General features: G+C 62.2%; 17 protein-coding genes. 12 read left to right on the top strand and 5 right to left on the bottom strand.

Features of this window, described 5'->3' with window-relative positions; genetic code table 11:
- Positions 1-16: 16 nt before the first annotated feature.
- Positions 17-2056 carry a DNA helicase RecQ gene (recQ, locus tag ACR0D8_RS13900; protein WP_480647327.1) on the bottom strand — a complete coding sequence of 680 codons (2040 nt, stop codon included), beginning with the start codon at positions 2054-2056 and terminating at the stop codon, positions 17-19.
- A 78-nt stretch (positions 2057-2134) separates the two neighbouring features.
- On the bottom strand, positions 2135-2422 hold the full coding sequence (locus ACR0D8_RS13895; RefSeq protein ID WP_475156675.1) for a YggT family protein: 288 nt from the start codon (positions 2420-2422) through the stop codon (positions 2135-2137).
- A 129-nt stretch (positions 2423-2551) separates the two neighbouring features.
- Here ACR0D8_RS13895 and ACR0D8_RS13890 point away from each other — a divergent pair, with 129 nt between their 5' ends.
- From ACR0D8_RS13890 to smpB, 10 genes are all read left to right on the top strand, one after another.
- Positions 2552-3919 (top strand): MFS transporter, encoded by a 1368-nt coding sequence (locus tag ACR0D8_RS13890; RefSeq protein WP_480647325.1) that lies wholly within the window; start codon positions 2552-2554, stop codon positions 3917-3919.
- The gene (mepA, locus tag ACR0D8_RS13885) at positions 3916-4779 is read left to right on the top strand and encodes a penicillin-insensitive murein endopeptidase (protein ID WP_480647323.1); all 864 of its coding nucleotides are present in this window, start codon (positions 3916-3918) and stop codon (positions 4777-4779) included. The genes ACR0D8_RS13890 and mepA overlap by 4 nt, the downstream gene beginning before the upstream one ends.
- A complete protein-coding gene (locus ACR0D8_RS13880; protein ID WP_480647321.1) occupies positions 4752-5636 on the top strand; it encodes an esterase-like activity of phytase family protein in 885 nt (294 codons plus the stop codon). Before mepA ends, ACR0D8_RS13880 begins: the two co-directional genes overlap by 28 nt.
- A 91-nt stretch (positions 5637-5727) precedes the next feature.
- Positions 5728-6372, top strand: a complete 645-nt coding sequence (locus ACR0D8_RS13875) for a queuosine precursor transporter (RefSeq protein ID WP_480647319.1) — start codon at positions 5728-5730, stop codon at positions 6370-6372.
- 263 nt (positions 6373-6635) lie between these two features.
- Entirely contained in the window at positions 6636-7055 is a 420-nt protein-coding gene (gene arfB / locus ACR0D8_RS13870; RefSeq protein WP_480647317.1) for an alternative ribosome rescue aminoacyl-tRNA hydrolase ArfB, read from the top strand.
- A 54-nt stretch (positions 7056-7109) separates the two neighbouring features.
- The gene (locus tag ACR0D8_RS13865; protein WP_480647315.1) at positions 7110-7856 is read left to right on the top strand and encodes an SDR family oxidoreductase; all 747 of its coding nucleotides are present in this window, start codon (positions 7110-7112) and stop codon (positions 7854-7856) included.
- 9 nt (positions 7857-7865) lie between these two features.
- Positions 7866-8882 (top strand): P1 family peptidase, encoded by a 1017-nt coding sequence (locus ACR0D8_RS13860; RefSeq protein WP_480647313.1) that lies wholly within the window; start codon positions 7866-7868, stop codon positions 8880-8882.
- Between the two features lie 113 nt (positions 8883-8995).
- Positions 8996-9409 carry a c-type cytochrome gene (locus ACR0D8_RS13855; RefSeq protein WP_475156697.1) on the top strand — a complete coding sequence of 138 codons (414 nt, stop codon included), beginning with the start codon at positions 8996-8998 and terminating at the stop codon, positions 9407-9409.
- A gap of 208 nt (positions 9410-9617) precedes the next feature.
- Positions 9618-10160, top strand: coding sequence for an isopentenyl-diphosphate Delta-isomerase (idi, locus tag ACR0D8_RS13850; protein WP_480647311.1), 543 nt, complete (start codon positions 9618-9620; stop codon positions 10158-10160).
- A 47-nt stretch (positions 10161-10207) separates the two neighbouring features.
- Complete coding sequence (gene smpB / locus ACR0D8_RS13845; RefSeq protein WP_170382128.1) at positions 10208-10690, top strand: SsrA-binding protein SmpB; 483 nt, start codon at positions 10208-10210, stop codon at positions 10688-10690.
- A gap of 13 nt (positions 10691-10703) precedes the next feature.
- Here smpB and glpK read toward each other — a convergent pair whose 3' ends face one another.
- The 3 genes from glpK to panB form a co-directional block, all read right to left on the bottom strand.
- The gene (glpK, locus tag ACR0D8_RS13840) at positions 10704-12182 is read right to left on the bottom strand and encodes a glycerol kinase GlpK (RefSeq protein ID WP_480647309.1); all 1479 of its coding nucleotides are present in this window, start codon (positions 12180-12182) and stop codon (positions 10704-10706) included.
- Positions 12183-12248: 66 nt separating this feature from the next.
- Complete coding sequence (gene panC / locus ACR0D8_RS13835; protein ID WP_480647307.1) at positions 12249-13091, bottom strand: pantoate--beta-alanine ligase; 843 nt, start codon at positions 13089-13091, stop codon at positions 12249-12251.
- Positions 13088-13927 carry a 3-methyl-2-oxobutanoate hydroxymethyltransferase gene (gene panB, locus ACR0D8_RS13830; protein ID WP_480647305.1) on the bottom strand — a complete coding sequence of 280 codons (840 nt, stop codon included), beginning with the start codon at positions 13925-13927 and terminating at the stop codon, positions 13088-13090. Before panB ends, panC begins: the two co-directional genes overlap by 4 nt.
- A 171-nt stretch (positions 13928-14098) precedes the next feature.
- Here panB and ACR0D8_RS13825 point away from each other — a divergent pair, with 171 nt between their 5' ends.
- Positions 14099-15586 carry an ABC transporter substrate-binding protein gene (locus ACR0D8_RS13825; RefSeq protein ID WP_480647303.1) on the top strand — a complete coding sequence of 496 codons (1488 nt, stop codon included), beginning with the start codon at positions 14099-14101 and terminating at the stop codon, positions 15584-15586.
- A gap of 40 nt (positions 15587-15626) precedes the next feature.
- A complete protein-coding gene (locus ACR0D8_RS13820; protein WP_480647301.1) occupies positions 15627-16718 on the top strand; it encodes a ligand-gated ion channel in 1092 nt (363 codons plus the stop codon).
- Positions 16719-16737 lie beyond the last annotated feature (19 nt).

Genomic DNA, 16737 nt, shown 5'->3' with positions numbered 1-16737 from the left:
GCCTGTTGTTGGGTATCTAGCCCGCCTGCCGCAGCACGTCCAGAAAGGCGGGCCCAAACCTTTCGTGACGCCGGTCGCCCAGAACCTGAGCCAACGCGCTTGGGTCGTCGCTGCGCAGTTGCGCGACCCGGGCCAGTTGCGCGGCGGAACAGGTCAGCGGTTTGTCGATCCCGTCAGGACCGCGCGACAGCTGTGTCTGAACTTCCAGCAGGCGGTCGTAGATGCCGCCCTGATCGCGCCCGGCCAGTTTGCGCCGGGCCGGGTGCAGTTCCTCGACCGCGCCGGTCAGAACTTCAAGGAAGGTGGCCCCGTAACGCTCAAGCTTTTTCGCGCCAACCCCGCTGATCCGGGCCATGTCGTCCAGCGATGCAGGGCGGGTTTCGGCCATCTCGATCAGGGTCCGGTCGGGGAAGATGACATAAGCCGGCACGCGCGCGGCCTCGGCCAGCGCCCGGCGTTTGGCCTTCAGCGCGGACAGCAAGGGCGCGTCCTCTTCCGACACCATCATTTTGACGGCGGGCCGGCGGGTTGCTTTTCGGATCGTGTCCTTGCGCAGGTTGATCTGCGCCGCGCCTTTCAGGATGGGTTTGGCGGCCTCGGTCATACGCAACGCGCCATGGCGCTCGGGGTCTGGGCGGACCAGATCGTGACCCATCATCTGCCGGAAAATCGCCTGCCATTGCGGGCGCGACCAGTCCTTGCCGATACCCCAGGTGGACAGGGTGTCGTGGCGGCGGGCGCGGGTCTTGTCGGTTTCGTTGCCCAGCAGGATGTCGATCAGGTGACCGGCGCCGAACCACTCCTCGGTGCGCAGAATTGCAGACAGCGCCATGCGAACCGGGGTGGTGCCGTCGAACACCTCAGGCGGAGTATCACACAGGTCGCATTTGCCACAGGGTTCGATCCGTTCGCCAAAATAGCCCAGCAAGCTCTGGCGGCGGCATTCCAGCGCTTCGGCCAGCCCCAGCAGAGCGTTCAGGCGCGCGTGATCGGCCATGCGGCGCTCGGGCGGGGCGAGCCCCTCGTCGATCTGCGAGCGGCGCAGGCGAATGTCGTCGGGGCCAAACAGGGTCAGGGTCTCGGCAGGCCCGCCATCCCGTCCGGCGCGGCCGATTTCCTGATAATAAGCCTCGATGGATTTGGGCAGGTCTGCATGGGCGACCCAGCGGATATCGGGTTTGTCGATGCCCATGCCAAAGGCCACGGTGGCGACCACGATCAACCCATCCTCGCGGGCAAAGCGGGTTTCGACAATGCGACGGTCCTCGGCCTCCATCCCGCCGTGGTAATGGCAGGAAGTGTGGCCCTCATCGCGCAAGGCTTTGGCCAGCACTTCGGTCTTGTTGCGGGTGCCGCAATAGACAATGCCGGACTGGCCCTTGCGGGCGGCGGCAAAGTCGAGGATCTGCTTGCGCGGCCCGTCCTTGGCGGCAAAGGCCAGATGGATATTGGGCCGGTCGAAGCCGCGCAGGAACTTGCGTGGCGCGGTGCCGTCGAACAGTTTTTGAACGATTTCGTCCTGCGTTTCCGCGTCCGCCGTGGCGGTGAACGCCGCCAGAGGCACGCCCAACGCGCGCCGCAACTCTCCGATCCGCAGATAGTCGGGGCGGAAATCGTGGCCCCATTGGCTGACGCAGTGCGCCTCATCCACCGCGATCAGGCTGACATTGATGCGCCGTAGCATCCCCAGCGCCGATCCGGCGGCCAGACGTTCGGGCGCCATGTAGAGCAGTTTCAGCCGCCCGGCCTCCAACGCCCCCCACACGGCGTCGGTTTCCTCGGGCGTATTGCCGGATGTCAGGGCTCCGGCCTCAACGCCCGCCTCTTGCAGCCCGCGCACCTGATCGCGCATCAGGGCGATCAGGGGTGAGATCACCACCGTCACCCCGTCGCGCAACAAGGCAGGCAGCTGAAAACACAGGGATTTACCGCCGCCGGTGGGCATGATGGCCAGCACGTTCTCGCCTGCGGTCACGGCATCGACAATCTCTTCCTGACCGGGGCGGAAATCGTCGAATCCAAAGACATCTCGCAGCAGTGGTGCGGCGTCGAACATGTGCGGGGTTGCCCTGTTTTAAGGTTTATCTGCTCTTAAGACAGGACAATCACATACTAAGATTCGGTGAACAAGAGGTCAGACGAAATAGACCGCATTGTTGATCAGGATGATCCGCAGAGCATAGACCCCGATCAGCACCACAAGCGGCGTCAGATCCAGCCCGCCCATATTCGGCAGGATACGGCGGATCGGAGCGTAGATAGGCTCTAACAGGCGATTGAGGCCGTACCAGATTTGCGCGACAAGCTGTTGGTGCAGGTTGAGCACCTGAAAGTTGATCAGCCAGCTCATGATCACATGGGCCAGGATGATGAACCAGACAATGTCCAGGATCAGCAGCAGAATTTGGATCAGCGACAGCATGGGGCCTCCGGGTATTGCATCTGCTGAGACCTAAGCGCCGTGGCGGCAAAGAGCAAGCCCGCGCCAACAGAACGCTTGCGAAACGGTCCAAAGCCCCGTCTTATGATGGCAACGATAACAGGGGCAGGCATGGCAGAAATATCCAAGCGCAAGCGCATCTGGGGCTGGTGGTTTTTCGACTGGGCCAGCCAGCCGTATCACACTTTGCTGGTCACCTTTGTCTTTGGTCCCTATTTCGCCGGGGTTGCGGCGGGGTATTTCTCGGGCACCGGGCTGGACGCGCAGGCCGCTGCTGCCCGGGCACAGACGGTCTGGGCCAACTGCCTGACCATCACCGGGCTGATCATCGCCTTTGGCGCACCGCTGCTTGGGGCGATGGCGGATGTCTCGGGGCGGCGCATTCCCTGGATCTTCGGCTTTTCGGTAATGTATGCGGCGGGGTCGGCGGCGCTGTGGTACACGATGCCGGACGGGTCGAACATGTGGCTGATGCTGTCGGCCTTCGGGCTGGGCTTCGTGGGCGCGGAATACGCGCTGATCTTCATCAACTCGCAATTGCCGGATCTGGGCGACGATGAAGAAGTGGGTGAGATTTCGGGCTCGGGCTTTGCCTTTGGCTATTTCGGCGGGCTGATCTCGCTGGCGATCATGCTGGCGCTGTTCGTAGAGCAGCCCAACGGCAAGACACTGATTGGGATGGCACCGGTCTTCGGTCTGGACGCCGCCCAGCAAGAAGGGACACGGTTCGTCGGGCCATTTACCGCCATTTGGTTCGTGCTGTTTATGGTGCCGTATTTCCTGTGGGTCCGCGACGACCCGGACAGCGGCAAGCATGGCAGTCTGGGTCAGGCGCTGCGGCTGCTGGGCAAATCCATATCCGACCTGCGGCACCGGGGCAGCCTGGCCAGCTATCTGGGCTCGTCGATGTTCTATCGCGACGCGTTGAACGGGCTTTACAGCTTTGGCGGCGTCTATGCGCGGCTGGTGCTGGAATGGGGCCTGATCAAGATCGGCGTGTTCGGCATCGTCAGCGTGCTGGCTTCGGCCATTTTCGCCTGGATCGGCGGCAAGATGGATCGCAAATATGGCCCAAAACCGGTCATTCTGGTGGCGATCTGGGTGCTGATCTTCGTCTGTATCACGGTCGTGTCGATGGACAGGACGCAGATCTACGGGATTGCGCTGCCCGAGGGGTCCGGCCTGCCGGATATCGTGTTCTTCGGCTGCGGCGTCCTGATTGGCGGCATGGGCGGCATCCTGCAATCGGCCAGCCGCTCGCTGATGGTACGCCACACGGATCCGAAAGCCCCGGTTGAAAGCTTTGGTCTTTATGGTCTGTCGGGCCGTGCCACCGCCTTTGCCGCGCCCTTGCTGATCGGGATTGCCACAACCGCCACAGGCAGTGCGCGTCTGGGGGTGTCACCGATCATTCTGTTGTTTATTCTGGGTCTGTTCCTAATGCGCTGGGTTAAACCGGAAGGGGATCAGAGCAGATGATTTTACTACGTTTTTTGGCAATAATCGCCGCGATTACATGGGCAGGCACGGCGGGAGCGGCCCCCCTGGCCAAGCAATTGTTCGGCGCTCAAAAGCAAAGTTCACAGCAAAAACCGGCCGCCTTCGGCAGTTATTCGCGCGGCTGTGCCGCCGGGTCGGTGCAACTGTCCGAGACGGGGCCGACCTGGCAGGCAATGCGCCTGTCGCGCAACCGCAACTGGGGGCATCCACAAGCGATCGACTATGTGCAGGACCTGAGCAAGTTCGCGGCGAAACAGCCGGGGTGGAATGGGCTTTATATCGGAGATATCAGCCAGCCGCGGGGCGGGCCGATGACATCCGGGCACCGCTCGCACCAGCTGGGTCTGGACATCGACATCTGGATGCTGCCGGGCGGCAACATGCGGCTGAGCCGCAAGGCACGCGAAAACGTCTCGTCGATTTCCCTGCGCCGCGCCAACGGGGCCTATGTCAACGGCAACTGGACCAAACAGCACCACGCGGTGCTGCGCGAGGCGGCGAAAGACAAGCGCGTGGCACGGATATTCGTCTTTCCCGGCGCCAAGGTGCAGATGTGCAACGATGAGAAAGGCAACCGCGCCTATCTGCGTAAGATCAGGCCGTGGTGGGGGCACCATTACCATTTTCACGTCCGGCTGGCCTGCCCGCGCGGATCGCGCGGCTGCGTCAATCAAAACCCGCCGCCCAAGGGCGACGGCTGCGCCGAGGCGCAGCAATGGGTGCGCAATATCCTGAACCCGCCGCCGCCGGACCCCAATGCACCACCGCCCAAAAAGCGGCGTGAATATGTGCTGGCGGATCTGCCTCAGCAATGCTCGGCCGTCTTGCAATCCAACTGACCGCGGCGCTGGTGCTGGCCGGATCGGTTTGGGCGGTCGAGGTCAGGACGGCCACCCTTATCGACAGCTACGTCTGGCGGCACAAGGCCGCGTGGTTTGGCGGATTTTCCGCTCTGCACATCTCGGAAAACGGGCATCAGATGATCGCGCTAAGCGACCGGTCAACGATGGTGTCCGTGCGTATCGCCCGGGATGGCGACAAGATATCCGGCCTTCGGGTTCTTGGTCAGTGGCCGCTTTTGTCCAGCACGGGGCGCAATCTGCCGGGCCATGTCGGCGATTCCGAAGGAATTGCCATTGCGCCGGACGGCGGGGTCTATGTCTCGTTCGAAGGGGTGCACCGCGTTGCCTATTATGGCGCGCCTGGTGACCACGCGCGCGTTTTGCCCCGTCCCGAAGTGTTTGACGATCTGGACGGGAACGGGTCATTCGAAGCGCTGGCGATCGACGGCCGGGGGCGGCTTTACACGCTGACCGAAAAGAACCGGACCGCGCAGGGTGACATCCCCGTCTATCGCTGGAACGGTCAAGTTTGGTCCACGCCTTTTGTTCTGCCCGCGCGCGGCAAGTTCCTGCCAGTCGCCGCGGATTTCGGTCCGGACGGGCGGCTTTATCTGCTGGAGCGGGCTGTCTCGCTGACCGGCTTCCGGTCGCGCCTGCGGCGGTGGCAGATCGACGGGGACGGGCCCGTTGCCGAAGAAACCCTGATGGAAACCGGCACCGGCACGCATGACAACCTCGAAGGGCTTTCCGTTTGGCGGGACGATCTGGGGCGTTTGCGGGCCACGATGATCTCGGATGACAACTTCCTTGCCCTGCAGCGGACCGAGCTGGTCGAATATCTGCTGCCCGATTGACAGGGCTGGATCAAAGGTCTAAACGCACGGCTTGCCTTGGGACGGTCCCTTGGCCAAGTCGCCGCTACCTTGTCAAAACGGGCATCTGAAAATGCAACGCTCTTATATTCCCGGCATCATTGCCATGGCCGCCATTGTCGTGGCCTCGAACATCCTGGTTCAGTTCCTGATCTTTGACGGGCTGCTGACCTGGGGTGCCTTTACCTATCCGCTGGCCTTTCTGGTCACCGACATCATGAACCGCGTCTATGGCGTGGCGACCGCCCGTAAGGTCGTGTTCGCCGGGTTTGTCACCGGCATCATCTGCTCGCTGATCGGCAGCCAGATCATGCTGCAGGGCGACGGGTTCACCTATGCCGCCGTGCCGCTGCGGATCGCCGTCGCGTCGGGCACCGCCTTCCTGATCGCGCAGCTGACCGATGTCACCGTGTTCAACGCGATGCGCGGTGGCCGCTGGTGGCGCGCGCCGCTGGTGTCCACACTGGTCGGTTCGGCGCTGGATACCGCACTGTTCTTCACCATCGCCTTCTCGGCCTCGGTCACCATTTTCGGCGCCAATGCCGACGCGGCGATCAACTGGGCGTGGGAGCCCGTGCCCTTCATGCTGTCCGGCCCGATGGCCCCGTTGTGGGTGACGCTGGCTTTTGCCGACTGGTTGGTGAAACTGTCGCTGGCGCTGATCGCGCTGATCCCGTTCAAGGTGATCGTTGCGCGACTGACCGCGCAGCCAGCGTAAAAAAGTGCTTTGAGATTGGCACAACTTGTGTCACGCTCAATCTCAACCGCAACAGATAGAAAAGGAGGTGATCCAGTGTCGAGAAAGAGATTGGAGAGAGGTGTCGGAACAACCAGGGGGAAAACCTGCTGAGGCAGCCCTTGGCCGGGCATTCGCCCTGGCTGGTCGACTGATCTAACCGACCCGACCTCCTGAACTTTCGAAGGGCCGCCCTGCCGGGGCGGCCCTTTTTGTTTTCCCATGCGGCCTGTAAGGTCCGTCCCATGCTGCGCATCACCGACGATATCAGCCTGCAGGACTGGGAACTGACCGAAAGCTTTGTTCGTTCGTCGGGTCCCGGCGGGCAGAATGTGAACAAGGTTTCGACCGCTGTCGAATTGCGGTTCGAAGCCGCGCGCTCGCCATCTTTACCCGATCCCGTCAAGGCGCGGCTGAAGCGACTGGCCGGGCGGCGCTGGACCAAGGATGGGGCGATCATCATTCAGTGCGAAGAAACCCGGTCTCAGGCCCGCAACCGCGAGATCGCGCGCGCCCGGCTGGCGGAACTGATCACCCGCGCCCTTGTGAAACCCAAGCGGCGCGTCGCCACCAAACCCACCTATGGATCAGTCAAGCGCCGTCTGGCGGCGAAAAAGGCGCGGTCCGGCGTCAAGGCGTTGCGGGGCAATGTGTCCGAAGATTGATCTGGTAGTTTCGCTGCGCCTTGCTAGTCTGACAACGCAAGGGAGAGCAAGGTCATGAGGTTAGAGGGAAAAACCGCAATTGTCACCGGCGGCGCGTCCGGCTTCGGGGCCGGGATCGCGCAGAAATTCCTGTCCGAAGGTGCCCGCGTGATGATTGCCGATGTCAACGGCGATGCCGCCGAGGTGCAGGCCAGGCAGCTTGGGCCGAATGCGATTGCTCAGATGGTTGACGTGGCAGATGCGGCCTCGGTCAACGCCATGGCCGACATAATGCAGGAGCGGTTCGGGCATCTGGACATTCTGGTCAACAATGCCGGTATCACGCACCTGCCGATGCCGCTGGAAGAGGTGACCGAAGAGGATTTCGACCGGGTCTTCAACGTGAACATGAAATCTGTCTATTTGACAGCGCGGGCTTTAGTGCCTGCGATGAAGGCGCGGGGGGCGGGGGCGATTCTGAATGTCGCCTCGACCGCCGGTCTGTCGCCGCGCCCGAACCTGAACTGGTACAACGCCTCCAAGGGCTGGATGATCACCGCGACCAAAACGATGGCGGTGGAACTTGCGCCCTCCGGCGTGCGGGTGAACGCGATCTGTCCGGTGGCGGGCGAAACCCCCCTTCTGAAATCCTTCATGGGCGAGGACACGCCCGAGATTCGCGCGAAATTCCTGTCCACCATTCCGCTGGGCCGCTTTTCCACGCCAGGCGATATGGCCAATGCCGCCTGTTTCCTGTGTTCCGACGAGGCCAGCATGATCACCGGCACCGCGCTTGAGGTCGATGGCGGCCGCTGTATCTGAGGACAACCTATGAAACCCGGACCCAGAAACCTGGTTACCGATGTCGCGGGGCTGACAGTCGGCAATGCGCAGGATGCGGCGCTGAAATCGGGCACGACCGTTCTGACCGGACAACGCCCGTTCACGGCTTCGGTTCATGTGATGGGCGGCGCGCCGGGTACGCGCGAGACCGACCTGCTGGCCCCGGACAAATCGGTCACGCATGTCGATGCGCTGGTGCTGTCGGGGGGGTCGGCCTTTGGGCTGGACGCATGTTCCGGCGTATCGGATGCGCTGCGGTCGCAGGGCCGTGGATTTCCGGTTGGAAATGCCGTTGTGCCGATTGTGCCGGGCGCGATCCTGTTCGACCTGTTGAATGGCGGCGACAAAACCTGGCGCGAAAACCCCTATCGGGCTTTGGGGCGCGCGGCTTTCGAAAGCGCCTCGGACGTTTTTGCGCTGGGCACGGCGGGGGCCGGCACCGGAGCTTTGGCGGCCATGCACAAGGGCGGGCTGGGTTCGGCGTCGTTTGTGCTGGACAGTGGTGTCACGGTCGGCGCGCTTGTCGCGGCCAGCCCAGTGGGCAGCGTCACGACCTCCAGCGACCGCCATTTCTGGGCGGCGCCGTTCGAAGTTGACGGCGAATTCGGCGGGTTGGGCCCTGATCCCAACGCAGCACTGGGGCGCCACGTCTTTAGCCGCAAGGCGCAGGTCATGTTTCCCGCCACGCCGGACAATGCCAATACCACCATCGCCATCGTGGCGACCGACGCGGCGCTGACGAAACCGCAATGCCAGCGCCTTGCGGTGGCGGCGCATGACGGTATTGCCCGGGCCATTCTGCCCTCGCATGCGCCGTTCGACGGTGACCTTGTGTTCGGTATCAGTACCGGCGTGCGCCCGCTGGCTGCGGAAACCGAACTGGGGATGATCGGGCACGCCGCCGCGCTGTGTCTGGCGCGGGCCATCGCGCGGGCGGTGTACCTGGCAACCCCGGCCGAGGGAGACCTTTTGCCATGCTGGTCCGCCGTACATGACAAAAGTTAAGGACGGCACATATGCCGCAGTGCGACAGTATCCTCGCGCGGCAATCTGCGCGTTGACTCTTTTCTGTGCCGAATGTCCATTCGGGGCAGCCAATTCCTATCGGAGCAAAAGCCATGAATCGCATCCTCGCTACCGCAGTTATGGGCCTTCTGGCCATGCCAGCCTTCGCCGAAGGCGACGCAGAAGCTGGTAAAAAGGCCTTTAACAAATGCAAATCCTGCCACCTGATCGCCGACCCTGCGGGCGAAGTGATTGTCAAAGGCGGCAAGACCGGCCCGAACCTTTACGGCATCGCAGGCCGCACCGCCGGCACCGTTGAAGGTTTCAAATACGGCGACAGCATCGTCGCCGCCGGCGAAAACGGTCTGGTCTGGGACGAAGCCACCTTCGTCGAATACGCACAGGACCCGAAGGCGTTTCTGAAGGACTATCTGGGCGAAACCTCGGCCAAGTCGAAAATGACCTTCAAACTGAAATCGGGCGCCGAAGACGTCTATGCCTATATTGTCAGCGTATCCGGCGAATAACGCCTGATCCCGACCTTCTGAAAAATGACGAAAAGGCCGCAGCCCCTGCGGCCTTTCGTGCGATTGATAACCGAATCGATCAGCGCCACGTTGGGGATGCGCGGTTCATCATGCTTTGCTCGCATGGTTTCGCAAAGCCAAGCCGATCCGGCCGCAGCCAAGATCCAACGTCCGGCCTTTTGGGCGGATCGGCAGCAGGAGACGACAGATGGGAATCATGATCCCGGCCTGGGTTGATGGCGAATTGACCCCCGTAGACAAGCTTGAGGCGCATGAGAAGGGCCTGAAGCACAAGGCGGTGTCGGTTTTCGTGGTCCGCGGAACCGAGATCCTGCTGCAACGCCGGGCGATGGGCAAATACCACACGCCGGGCCTGTGGGCGAATACCTGCTGTACCCATCCCGACTGGGGCGAGACGCCCTCGGAATGTGCCGTGCGCCGTCTGCGCGAGGAACTGGGAATCACCGGGCTTTACCCCGAATATCGCCACCGGCTGGAATATCACGCCGATGTCGGCAACAACATGATCGAACACGAAGTGGTTGATATCTTCCTTGCCCATGTCCGCGGACCGCTGAAAATCGAACCTAACCCGGATGAAGTGATGGATATCCGCTGGATCGATTACCACGATCTGCTAGCCGAAGTGCAGCGTCACCCGCAGCGGTTCACGCCGTGGCTGAAGATCTACCTGCACAATCACGCCGACACGATTTTTGGCCCTGACCTGATCATATCAGCGACGACCTGAGCGCTACGGCTTGCAAGGCCCGCCCAAGCCGCCTAAATCAACGCGTCATGGCCAAGCAAAAGCAGAAGACAGACCCGAATTACAAAGTCATCGCCGAAAACCGGCGGGCCCGCTTCGATTATGCAATCGAAGAGGATATCGAGTGCGGCATCGTGCTAGAAGGGTCCGAGGTGAAATCCCTACGCGCGGGCGGGTCGAACATTGCCGAAAGCTATGCCTCGGTCGATGACGGAGAGCTGTGGCTGATCAACAGCTACATTGCGCCCTATGAACAGGCCAAGGTGTTCAAGCACGAAGAACGCCGCCGCCGCAAGCTGCTGGTATCGCGTAAAGAACTGTCGAACTTGTGGAACGCGACCCAGCGCAAGGGTATGACGCTGGTGCCGCTGGTTTTGTATTTCAACCACAAGGGCCGGGCGAAGCTCAAGATCGGCATCGCCAAGGGTAAGAAGCTGCACGACAAGCGTGAGACTCAGGCCAAGCGGGACTGGTCACGCCAGAAACAGCGGCTGATGAAGGATCACAGCTGATCCTTCACAGATTTCAGAAGGCCATGGCCGCGGACACCGCGCGTTGCCAGCGGTCATAGGCGGCATCGCGTTCTTCTTCGGACAGTTCGGGTTCAAACCTGCGGTCCAGCGCCCAGGTTTCCGAGAATCCCTGCTGATCCGGGTAAACGCCCGCACGCATCCCCGCCAGCCAGGCTGCGCCAAGCGCGGTGGTTTCCTGCATCACCGGGCGGTCAACCGGCGCGCCCAGATAATCCGACAGGCCCTGCATCGCCCAGTCGGAGGCGCTGGCGCCGCCATCGACGCGCAGCGTCACCTCGGTATCCGCGCCCCAGTCGCCCTGCATGGCGTGCCACAGGTCGCGGGTCTGATAGGCAATGCTTTCCAGCGTGGCGCGGGCAAATTCGGCGCGGCCGGAATTGCGCGTCAGGCCAAACACCGCGCCCCGGCAATCGGGTTTCCAATACGGCGCGCCAAGGCCGGTAAAGGCGGGCACCAGCACCACATGCTGGTTCGGGTCCGCCTGTTGCGCCAGTTCACCGCTTTCGGGGGCCGAATCGATGATCTGAAGCGCATCGCGCAGCCATTGCACGGCGGCCCCGGCCACAAAGATTGACCCTTCCAGCGCATAGGTGCGCTTACCGTCCAACTGATAAGCGATGGTGGTCAGCAGACGGTTTTGCGACTCGACCGGTTTGTCGCCGGTGTTCAGCAGCGCGAAACATCCCGTGCCATAGGTTGATTTCATCATGCCGGGGTGGAAACAGGCCTGCCCGATCGTGGCGGCCTGCTGATCGCCCGCAACGCCCAAAATAGGAATGCTTCCGCCCAACAGGGTCGTTTCTCCGAAATCCGACGCGCAATCATGCACCTTTGGCAGCATGGACATGGGCACATCCAGCAGATCGCAGATTTCACTGCTCCATTCGCCCTTGTGAATGTCGAACAGCAGGGTGCGTGCGGCGTTGGTGGCGTCGGTGGCGTGGCTGCGCCCGTCGGTCAGTCGCCAGATCAGGAAACTGTCGATGGTGCCAAACATCAGCTCTCCGGCCTCGGCCCGCTCGCGCGCACCCGGGACCGTATCCAGCAGCCACTTGACCTTGGTGCCCGAGAAATAAGGGTCCAGCAGCAGACCGGTCTGGGCGGTCACATCATCCTCGCAGCCGGCCTGTTTGTAGCGCGCGCAAATCTCGGCGGTGCGGCGGTCCTGCCAGACGATGGCGTTATGGATGGGCTTGCCGGAGGCGCGGTCCCAGACCACGGTGGTCTCGCGCTGGTTGGTGATGCCGATGCCCGCGATCTGGTCGGAGGTGACGCCGGTGCTGTCCATAACCTCGCGGCAGACATTCAGCACGCTGTCCCAGATTTCCTCGGCATCGTGCTCGACCCACCCCTCCTGCGGGAAATGTTGGGTGAATTCGTGCTGCGCGGTGCCTGCGCGCTGCATGTTTGCGTCGAACAAAATGGCCCGCGACGATGTGGTGCCCTGATCAATGGCAAGAATAAAGGTCATGCCTGCGCCCCTCTCGGTTGGTTTTGCGGGACTTTAGCGCAAACAGTGACGCACGTGCCAGAGCGTTCAGACCGGAATATTGTCAATCAGCCGCACGCCATCCGCCCAGGCCGCCGCAAACAGCCGCGCAGGGCGTGTTGCGTGGGTCAGCGGCTCCAGCGTTTCGGCACAGCGCAGGTGGATATACTCGACCTGTGTGAAGCCCGCCGCCAGCAGGTCGGTGACAGCCTGCTCGGCCAGCGGCTCGAATGCGGCACCGGTTTTCAGTGCCTCGGCAAGATCGCGCATGATCCGGTGTTTTTGCGCCGCCACGTTCAGCCCTTCAGGCGACAGGCGCAGATTGCGCGAGGACATGGCCAGACCCGACGCTTCGCGCACCGTGGGGCAACCGACCACCTCGACCGGGATATCCAGATCCCGCGCCATCCGGCGCACCACCATAAGCTGCTGATAGTCTTTTTCCCCGAAATAGGCCCGGTCCGCCTGCGTTTGCAGGAACAGCTTGGCGACCACGGTGGCAACGCCATCGAAATGTCCGGGGCGGAACTCGCCCTCCATCACGTTGGTCAGGCCGGTGACGGATACGGTGGTGGCAAATCCCTGCGGATAGATTTCCTCGGGCTCGGGCACATAGATCGCATCGACGCCAAAGGGGGCCAGTTTCTGCGCGTCTTCGTGTTCGGTGCGCGGGTAATTGGCCAGATCCTCGGGGTTGTTGAACTGTTTCGGGTTCACGAAGATCGTGACGATGACCCGGTCTGCGCCGGCTTTGGCGGCTTCGACCAGCGACAGATGCCCCTGATGCAGCGCGCCCATCGTGGGGACAACGCCGATCACCTCGCCGCTGCGACGCCAGCCTTCGGTCAGCGCCCGCAGATCGGCCAGGCGGCGCAGGATCGGGGCGGTCATGTCTTGCGGCCTTTGGCCGGGGCCTGATCGGCAAACACATGTTCGGCCGCCGGGAAGGTCCGGGCGCGCACCTCGGCTGCATATTCGGCAATGGCGGTTTCGGCCAGCACGCCCAGTTCGGCGTAGCGTTTGACGAATTTCGGTTTGAAGGCGGTAAAAAAGCCCACCATGTCATCCACCACAAGGATCTGCCCGTCGCACCCGGCCGACGCGCCAATGCCGATGGTCGGGATGGCGACCTCGGACGTGATGCGGTCGGCCAGGCCCTGCGGAACCTTCTCTAACACGACCGAAAATGCGCCCGCATCGGTCACGGCGCGGGCATCGGCCAGCACGGTTTCGGCCTGCTCGTCACGGCCCTGAACCTTATAGCCGCCCAGCGTGTTGATCGACTGTGGGGTCAGGCCGATATGGGCCATCACCGGGATGCCGCGCCTGACCAGAAAGCGGATGGTGTCGGCCATCTCGACCCCGCCCTCCAGCTTGACCGCACCGGCCCCGGTTTCCGCCATCAGGCGGGCAGCGTTGCGAAACGCCTGCGCCGGGTCATGCTCATAGCTGGCAAAGGGCATGTCGATGACCATCATCGCCTTGCTCAGCCCGCGTGCGACGGCCTGTCCATGCAGGATCATCATCTCCATTGTCACGCCCAGCGTCGATTCCAGCCCGTGCAGCACCATGCCGACGCTGTCACCGACCAGAACGAAATCGCAATGGGCATCCATCAGCCGCGCCATCGGTGTGGTATAGGCGGTTAGGCTGACCAGGGGCTCGCCCCCTTTGCGAGCGCGGATGTCCTCGGCATTCGGGGCTTTTTTGCGGGCGGTGGCGCTCATGATCGCTCCTCCGGGGTTCATGTTGCAGCGCGGCATAGCAGATCGGAGCAAGCCATAGAAACCCCGATTGCGCGAACATTTCCTTGATTGACCCAAGGTTTAAAGGGACATTGGTCGCAGAACGGCCCGCAAACGCACGAGGCCGCATGTTTTCCGTGGGGAGAGATTTACATGACAAAGCAGACATTTCGGTCCTTTGCCTCGGCGCTTGTGCTGGGTGCCAGCCTGATTGCCTCGCAGGCGTCGGCCAAATCCGACATCACCATCGCGATGCAGCTGGAACCGCCGCATCTGGACCCGACCAGCGCGGCGGCGCAGGCCATCGATTCGGTGGTCTACACCAATATCTTCGAGGGCCTGACCCGGTTCATGGGCGATGGTTCGGTTGTGCCCGGCCTTGCCGAAAGCTGGGAGATTTCGGATGACGGAACCGTCTATACGTTCAAGCTGCGCGACGGCGTGACCTTTCACGACGGCACCGCGATGGATGCCGAGGACGTCAAATTCAGCCTCGACAGGGCCATGGCTGAGGACAGCGCCAACGCGCAGAAGGCCCTGTTTGCCGGGATTGAAAGCGTCGAGGTCGTGGACCCGCTGACCGTCAAGGTCACCCTGTCGGAACCCAATGGCAATTTTCTGTTCAACATGGCCTGGGGGGACGCGGTGATTGTCGCCCCCGAAAGCATCGACGCAATCAAGACCGACCCGGTCGGCACCGGCGCATTCACCTTTGGCGAATGGGTGCAGGGCGACAGCATCACCCTGAGCCGCAATCCCGATTACTGGGGCGATCAGCCGGCGCTGGAGACAGCGACGTTCAAGTTCATCTCGGACCCGACCGCCGCCTTTGCCGCGATGATGGCCGAGGATGTGGACGTCTTTGACAACTTCCCGGCCCCGGAAAACCTGCCGCAGTTCGAGGCCGATCCGCGGTTTCAGGTGCTTGTCGGCTCGACCGAAGGGGAAACCATCCTGTCGACCAACAACAAACAGCCGCCGTTTGACGACATCCGCGTGCGTCAGGCGCTGGCCCACGCCATCGACCGTCAGGCGATCATCGACGGTGCGATGTTCGGCTATGGCACGCCGATCGGCACCCATTTCGCGCCGCACAACCCGGCCTATGTCGATCTGACCGGCAATTCGGCCCATGACCCGAAAGAGGCCGCCAGGCTGCTGGCCGATGCCGGATATGCAGAAGGGTTTGAAACCACCCTGCACCTGCCCCCGCCATCTTATGCGCGCCGCGGCGGCGAGATTGTCGCCGCGCAACTGGCCGAGGTCGGCATCAAGGCCGAGATCATCAACGTGGAATGGGCGCAATGGCTGGAATCGGTGTTCAAGGGCAAGGATTTCGGCCTGACCATCGTCAGCCATACCGAACCGATGGATATCGGCATCTACGCGCGTCCGGATTATTATTTTCAGTATGACAGCACCGATTTTCAGGCGCTGATAGACCTGCTGAACTCGACCACCGATCCCGACGAACGTACCCGCCTGATGGGTGAGGCGCAGCGCCTGATCGCCAGTGATTATGTCAACGGATACCTGTTCCAGCTGGCCAAGCTGGGCGTCGCCAAGGCGGGCGTTCAGGGCCTGTGGGAAAACGCGCCCACGGCGGCGATTGACCTGACGCAGATCAGCTGGTCCGAATGAGTGTTCGCGGGGCTGCAACCTGCGGCCCCGGCTATCCGCCGTGTCAGAGTACCCGTCCAAGATGATCCTGTTTCGTACGTTGTGTTTCTGTGTTCTGGCCGCCTGCCTGGTGTTTTTCCCGCTGGGCAGGGCCGCAGCCCAGAACGTGCTGGACGGGCGGATGGATGCGCTGGCCGGTACGCCCGAGAACCCGCTGAAAGTGGGTATCGGTATCCAGATCGACCAGATCACCAGTGTCGACCAGAAGGCCGAGAATTACGGCGCGGTTGTCGTGCTGCGGGTGCAATGGACCGATCCGGCACTGGCCTTTGACCGCGATGCGGCGGGGCGCGAATTCCGCGTCTTCAACCCGCCGACCCTGGCGGAACATGCCACCAGTATCGGGGCGGTGCTGCCGGCCTTTGTGATCCACAACCAGCAATCCAACAAATGGATTCACGAATCTGCGGCCTCGCTGCGTTATGACGGGCAGGTCGTCTATGTCGAAAAGTCGTCGCTGACCTTGCAGGCACCGCATTTCAACTTTCGGAAATACCCGTTCGACACGCAGGAGTTTCACTTCGAGGTCGTGTCGATCCTTCCGTCCGAATACGTCTCGTATTTCCCGCTGGAAGACCATTCGGGCCTTGGCGATCTGCTGGGCGAAGAGGAATGGATACTGGACAACGCCCGGGTCGAAGCCTCGAAGGTGATCGGCATCTCGGGCCGCGAAAGCGATCAGGTCGAGCTGGTGTTCGAGGGCCACCGCCACCTGACCTATTACGTCATACGGGTGTTTCTGCCGATGCTGGTGCTGATCACCGTCGGCTGGGCGCTGTTCTTTCTGGACGAATATCGCCGGCGGATCGAGATCGCCGGCGGCAACCTGTTGGTTTTCGTGGCCTTTAACTGGGCAATTTCGGCCGATCTTCCCAAGCTGGGGTATCTGACTTTTCTGGACTTCGTCCTGCAATGCATGTTCCTGATGACCGGGGCGCTGATCGTCTTCAATGTCGCCCTGCGCCGGATGAAAGTTGCGGGGCGCGAGGACGCCGCGCGAAAGCTGGACAATTACGCCATCAAGTGGATCTACCCGCTTGGCTATGCCGCGATCGTCGGTTACGCGGTTTTCGCCTATCTTCTGGTGCCTTAGGTGCTGGACCCGCATCCCC

The sequence above is a fragment of the Ruegeria sp. BG10 genome (genome assembly GCF_056538575.1).
Note: the sequence above shows the minus strand (reverse complement) of the source record. Positions and strands in the feature narration are given on the sequence as shown.

Bases quoted from the DNA above. Each gene is read 5' to 3' on its own strand.
- recQ (WP_480647327.1), bottom strand. From the start codon at position 2,056: ATGTTCGACGCCGCACCACTGCTGCGAGATGTCTTTGGATTCGACGAT.
- ACR0D8_RS13895 (WP_475156675.1), bottom strand. From the start codon at position 2,422: ATGCTGTCGCTGATCCAAATTCTGCTGCTGATCCTGGACATTGTCTGG.
- ACR0D8_RS13890 (WP_480647325.1), top strand. From the start codon at position 2,552: ATGGCAGAAATATCCAAGCGCAAGCGCATCTGGGGCTGGTGGTTTTTC.
- mepA (WP_480647323.1), top strand. From the start codon at position 3,916: ATGATTTTACTACGTTTTTTGGCAATAATCGCCGCGATTACATGGGCA.
- ACR0D8_RS13880 (WP_480647321.1), top strand. From the start codon at position 4,752: ATGCTCGGCCGTCTTGCAATCCAACTGACCGCGGCGCTGGTGCTGGCC.
- ACR0D8_RS13875 (WP_480647319.1), top strand. From the start codon at position 5,728: ATGCAACGCTCTTATATTCCCGGCATCATTGCCATGGCCGCCATTGTC.
- arfB (WP_480647317.1), top strand. From the start codon at position 6,636: ATGCTGCGCATCACCGACGATATCAGCCTGCAGGACTGGGAACTGACC.
- ACR0D8_RS13865 (WP_480647315.1), top strand. From the start codon at position 7,110: ATGAGGTTAGAGGGAAAAACCGCAATTGTCACCGGCGGCGCGTCCGGC.
- ACR0D8_RS13860 (WP_480647313.1), top strand. From the start codon at position 7,866: ATGAAACCCGGACCCAGAAACCTGGTTACCGATGTCGCGGGGCTGACA.
- ACR0D8_RS13855 (WP_475156697.1), top strand. From the start codon at position 8,996: ATGAATCGCATCCTCGCTACCGCAGTTATGGGCCTTCTGGCCATGCCA.
- idi (WP_480647311.1), top strand. From the start codon at position 9,618: ATGGGAATCATGATCCCGGCCTGGGTTGATGGCGAATTGACCCCCGTA.
- smpB (WP_170382128.1), top strand. From the start codon at position 10,208: ATGGCCAAGCAAAAGCAGAAGACAGACCCGAATTACAAAGTCATCGCC.
- glpK (WP_480647309.1), bottom strand. From the start codon at position 12,182: ATGACCTTTATTCTTGCCATTGATCAGGGCACCACATCGTCGCGGGCC.
- panC (WP_480647307.1), bottom strand. From the start codon at position 13,091: ATGACCGCCCCGATCCTGCGCCGCCTGGCCGATCTGCGGGCGCTGACC.
- panB (WP_480647305.1), bottom strand. From the start codon at position 13,927: ATGAGCGCCACCGCCCGCAAAAAAGCCCCGAATGCCGAGGACATCCGC.
- ACR0D8_RS13825 (WP_480647303.1), top strand. From the start codon at position 14,099: ATGACAAAGCAGACATTTCGGTCCTTTGCCTCGGCGCTTGTGCTGGGT.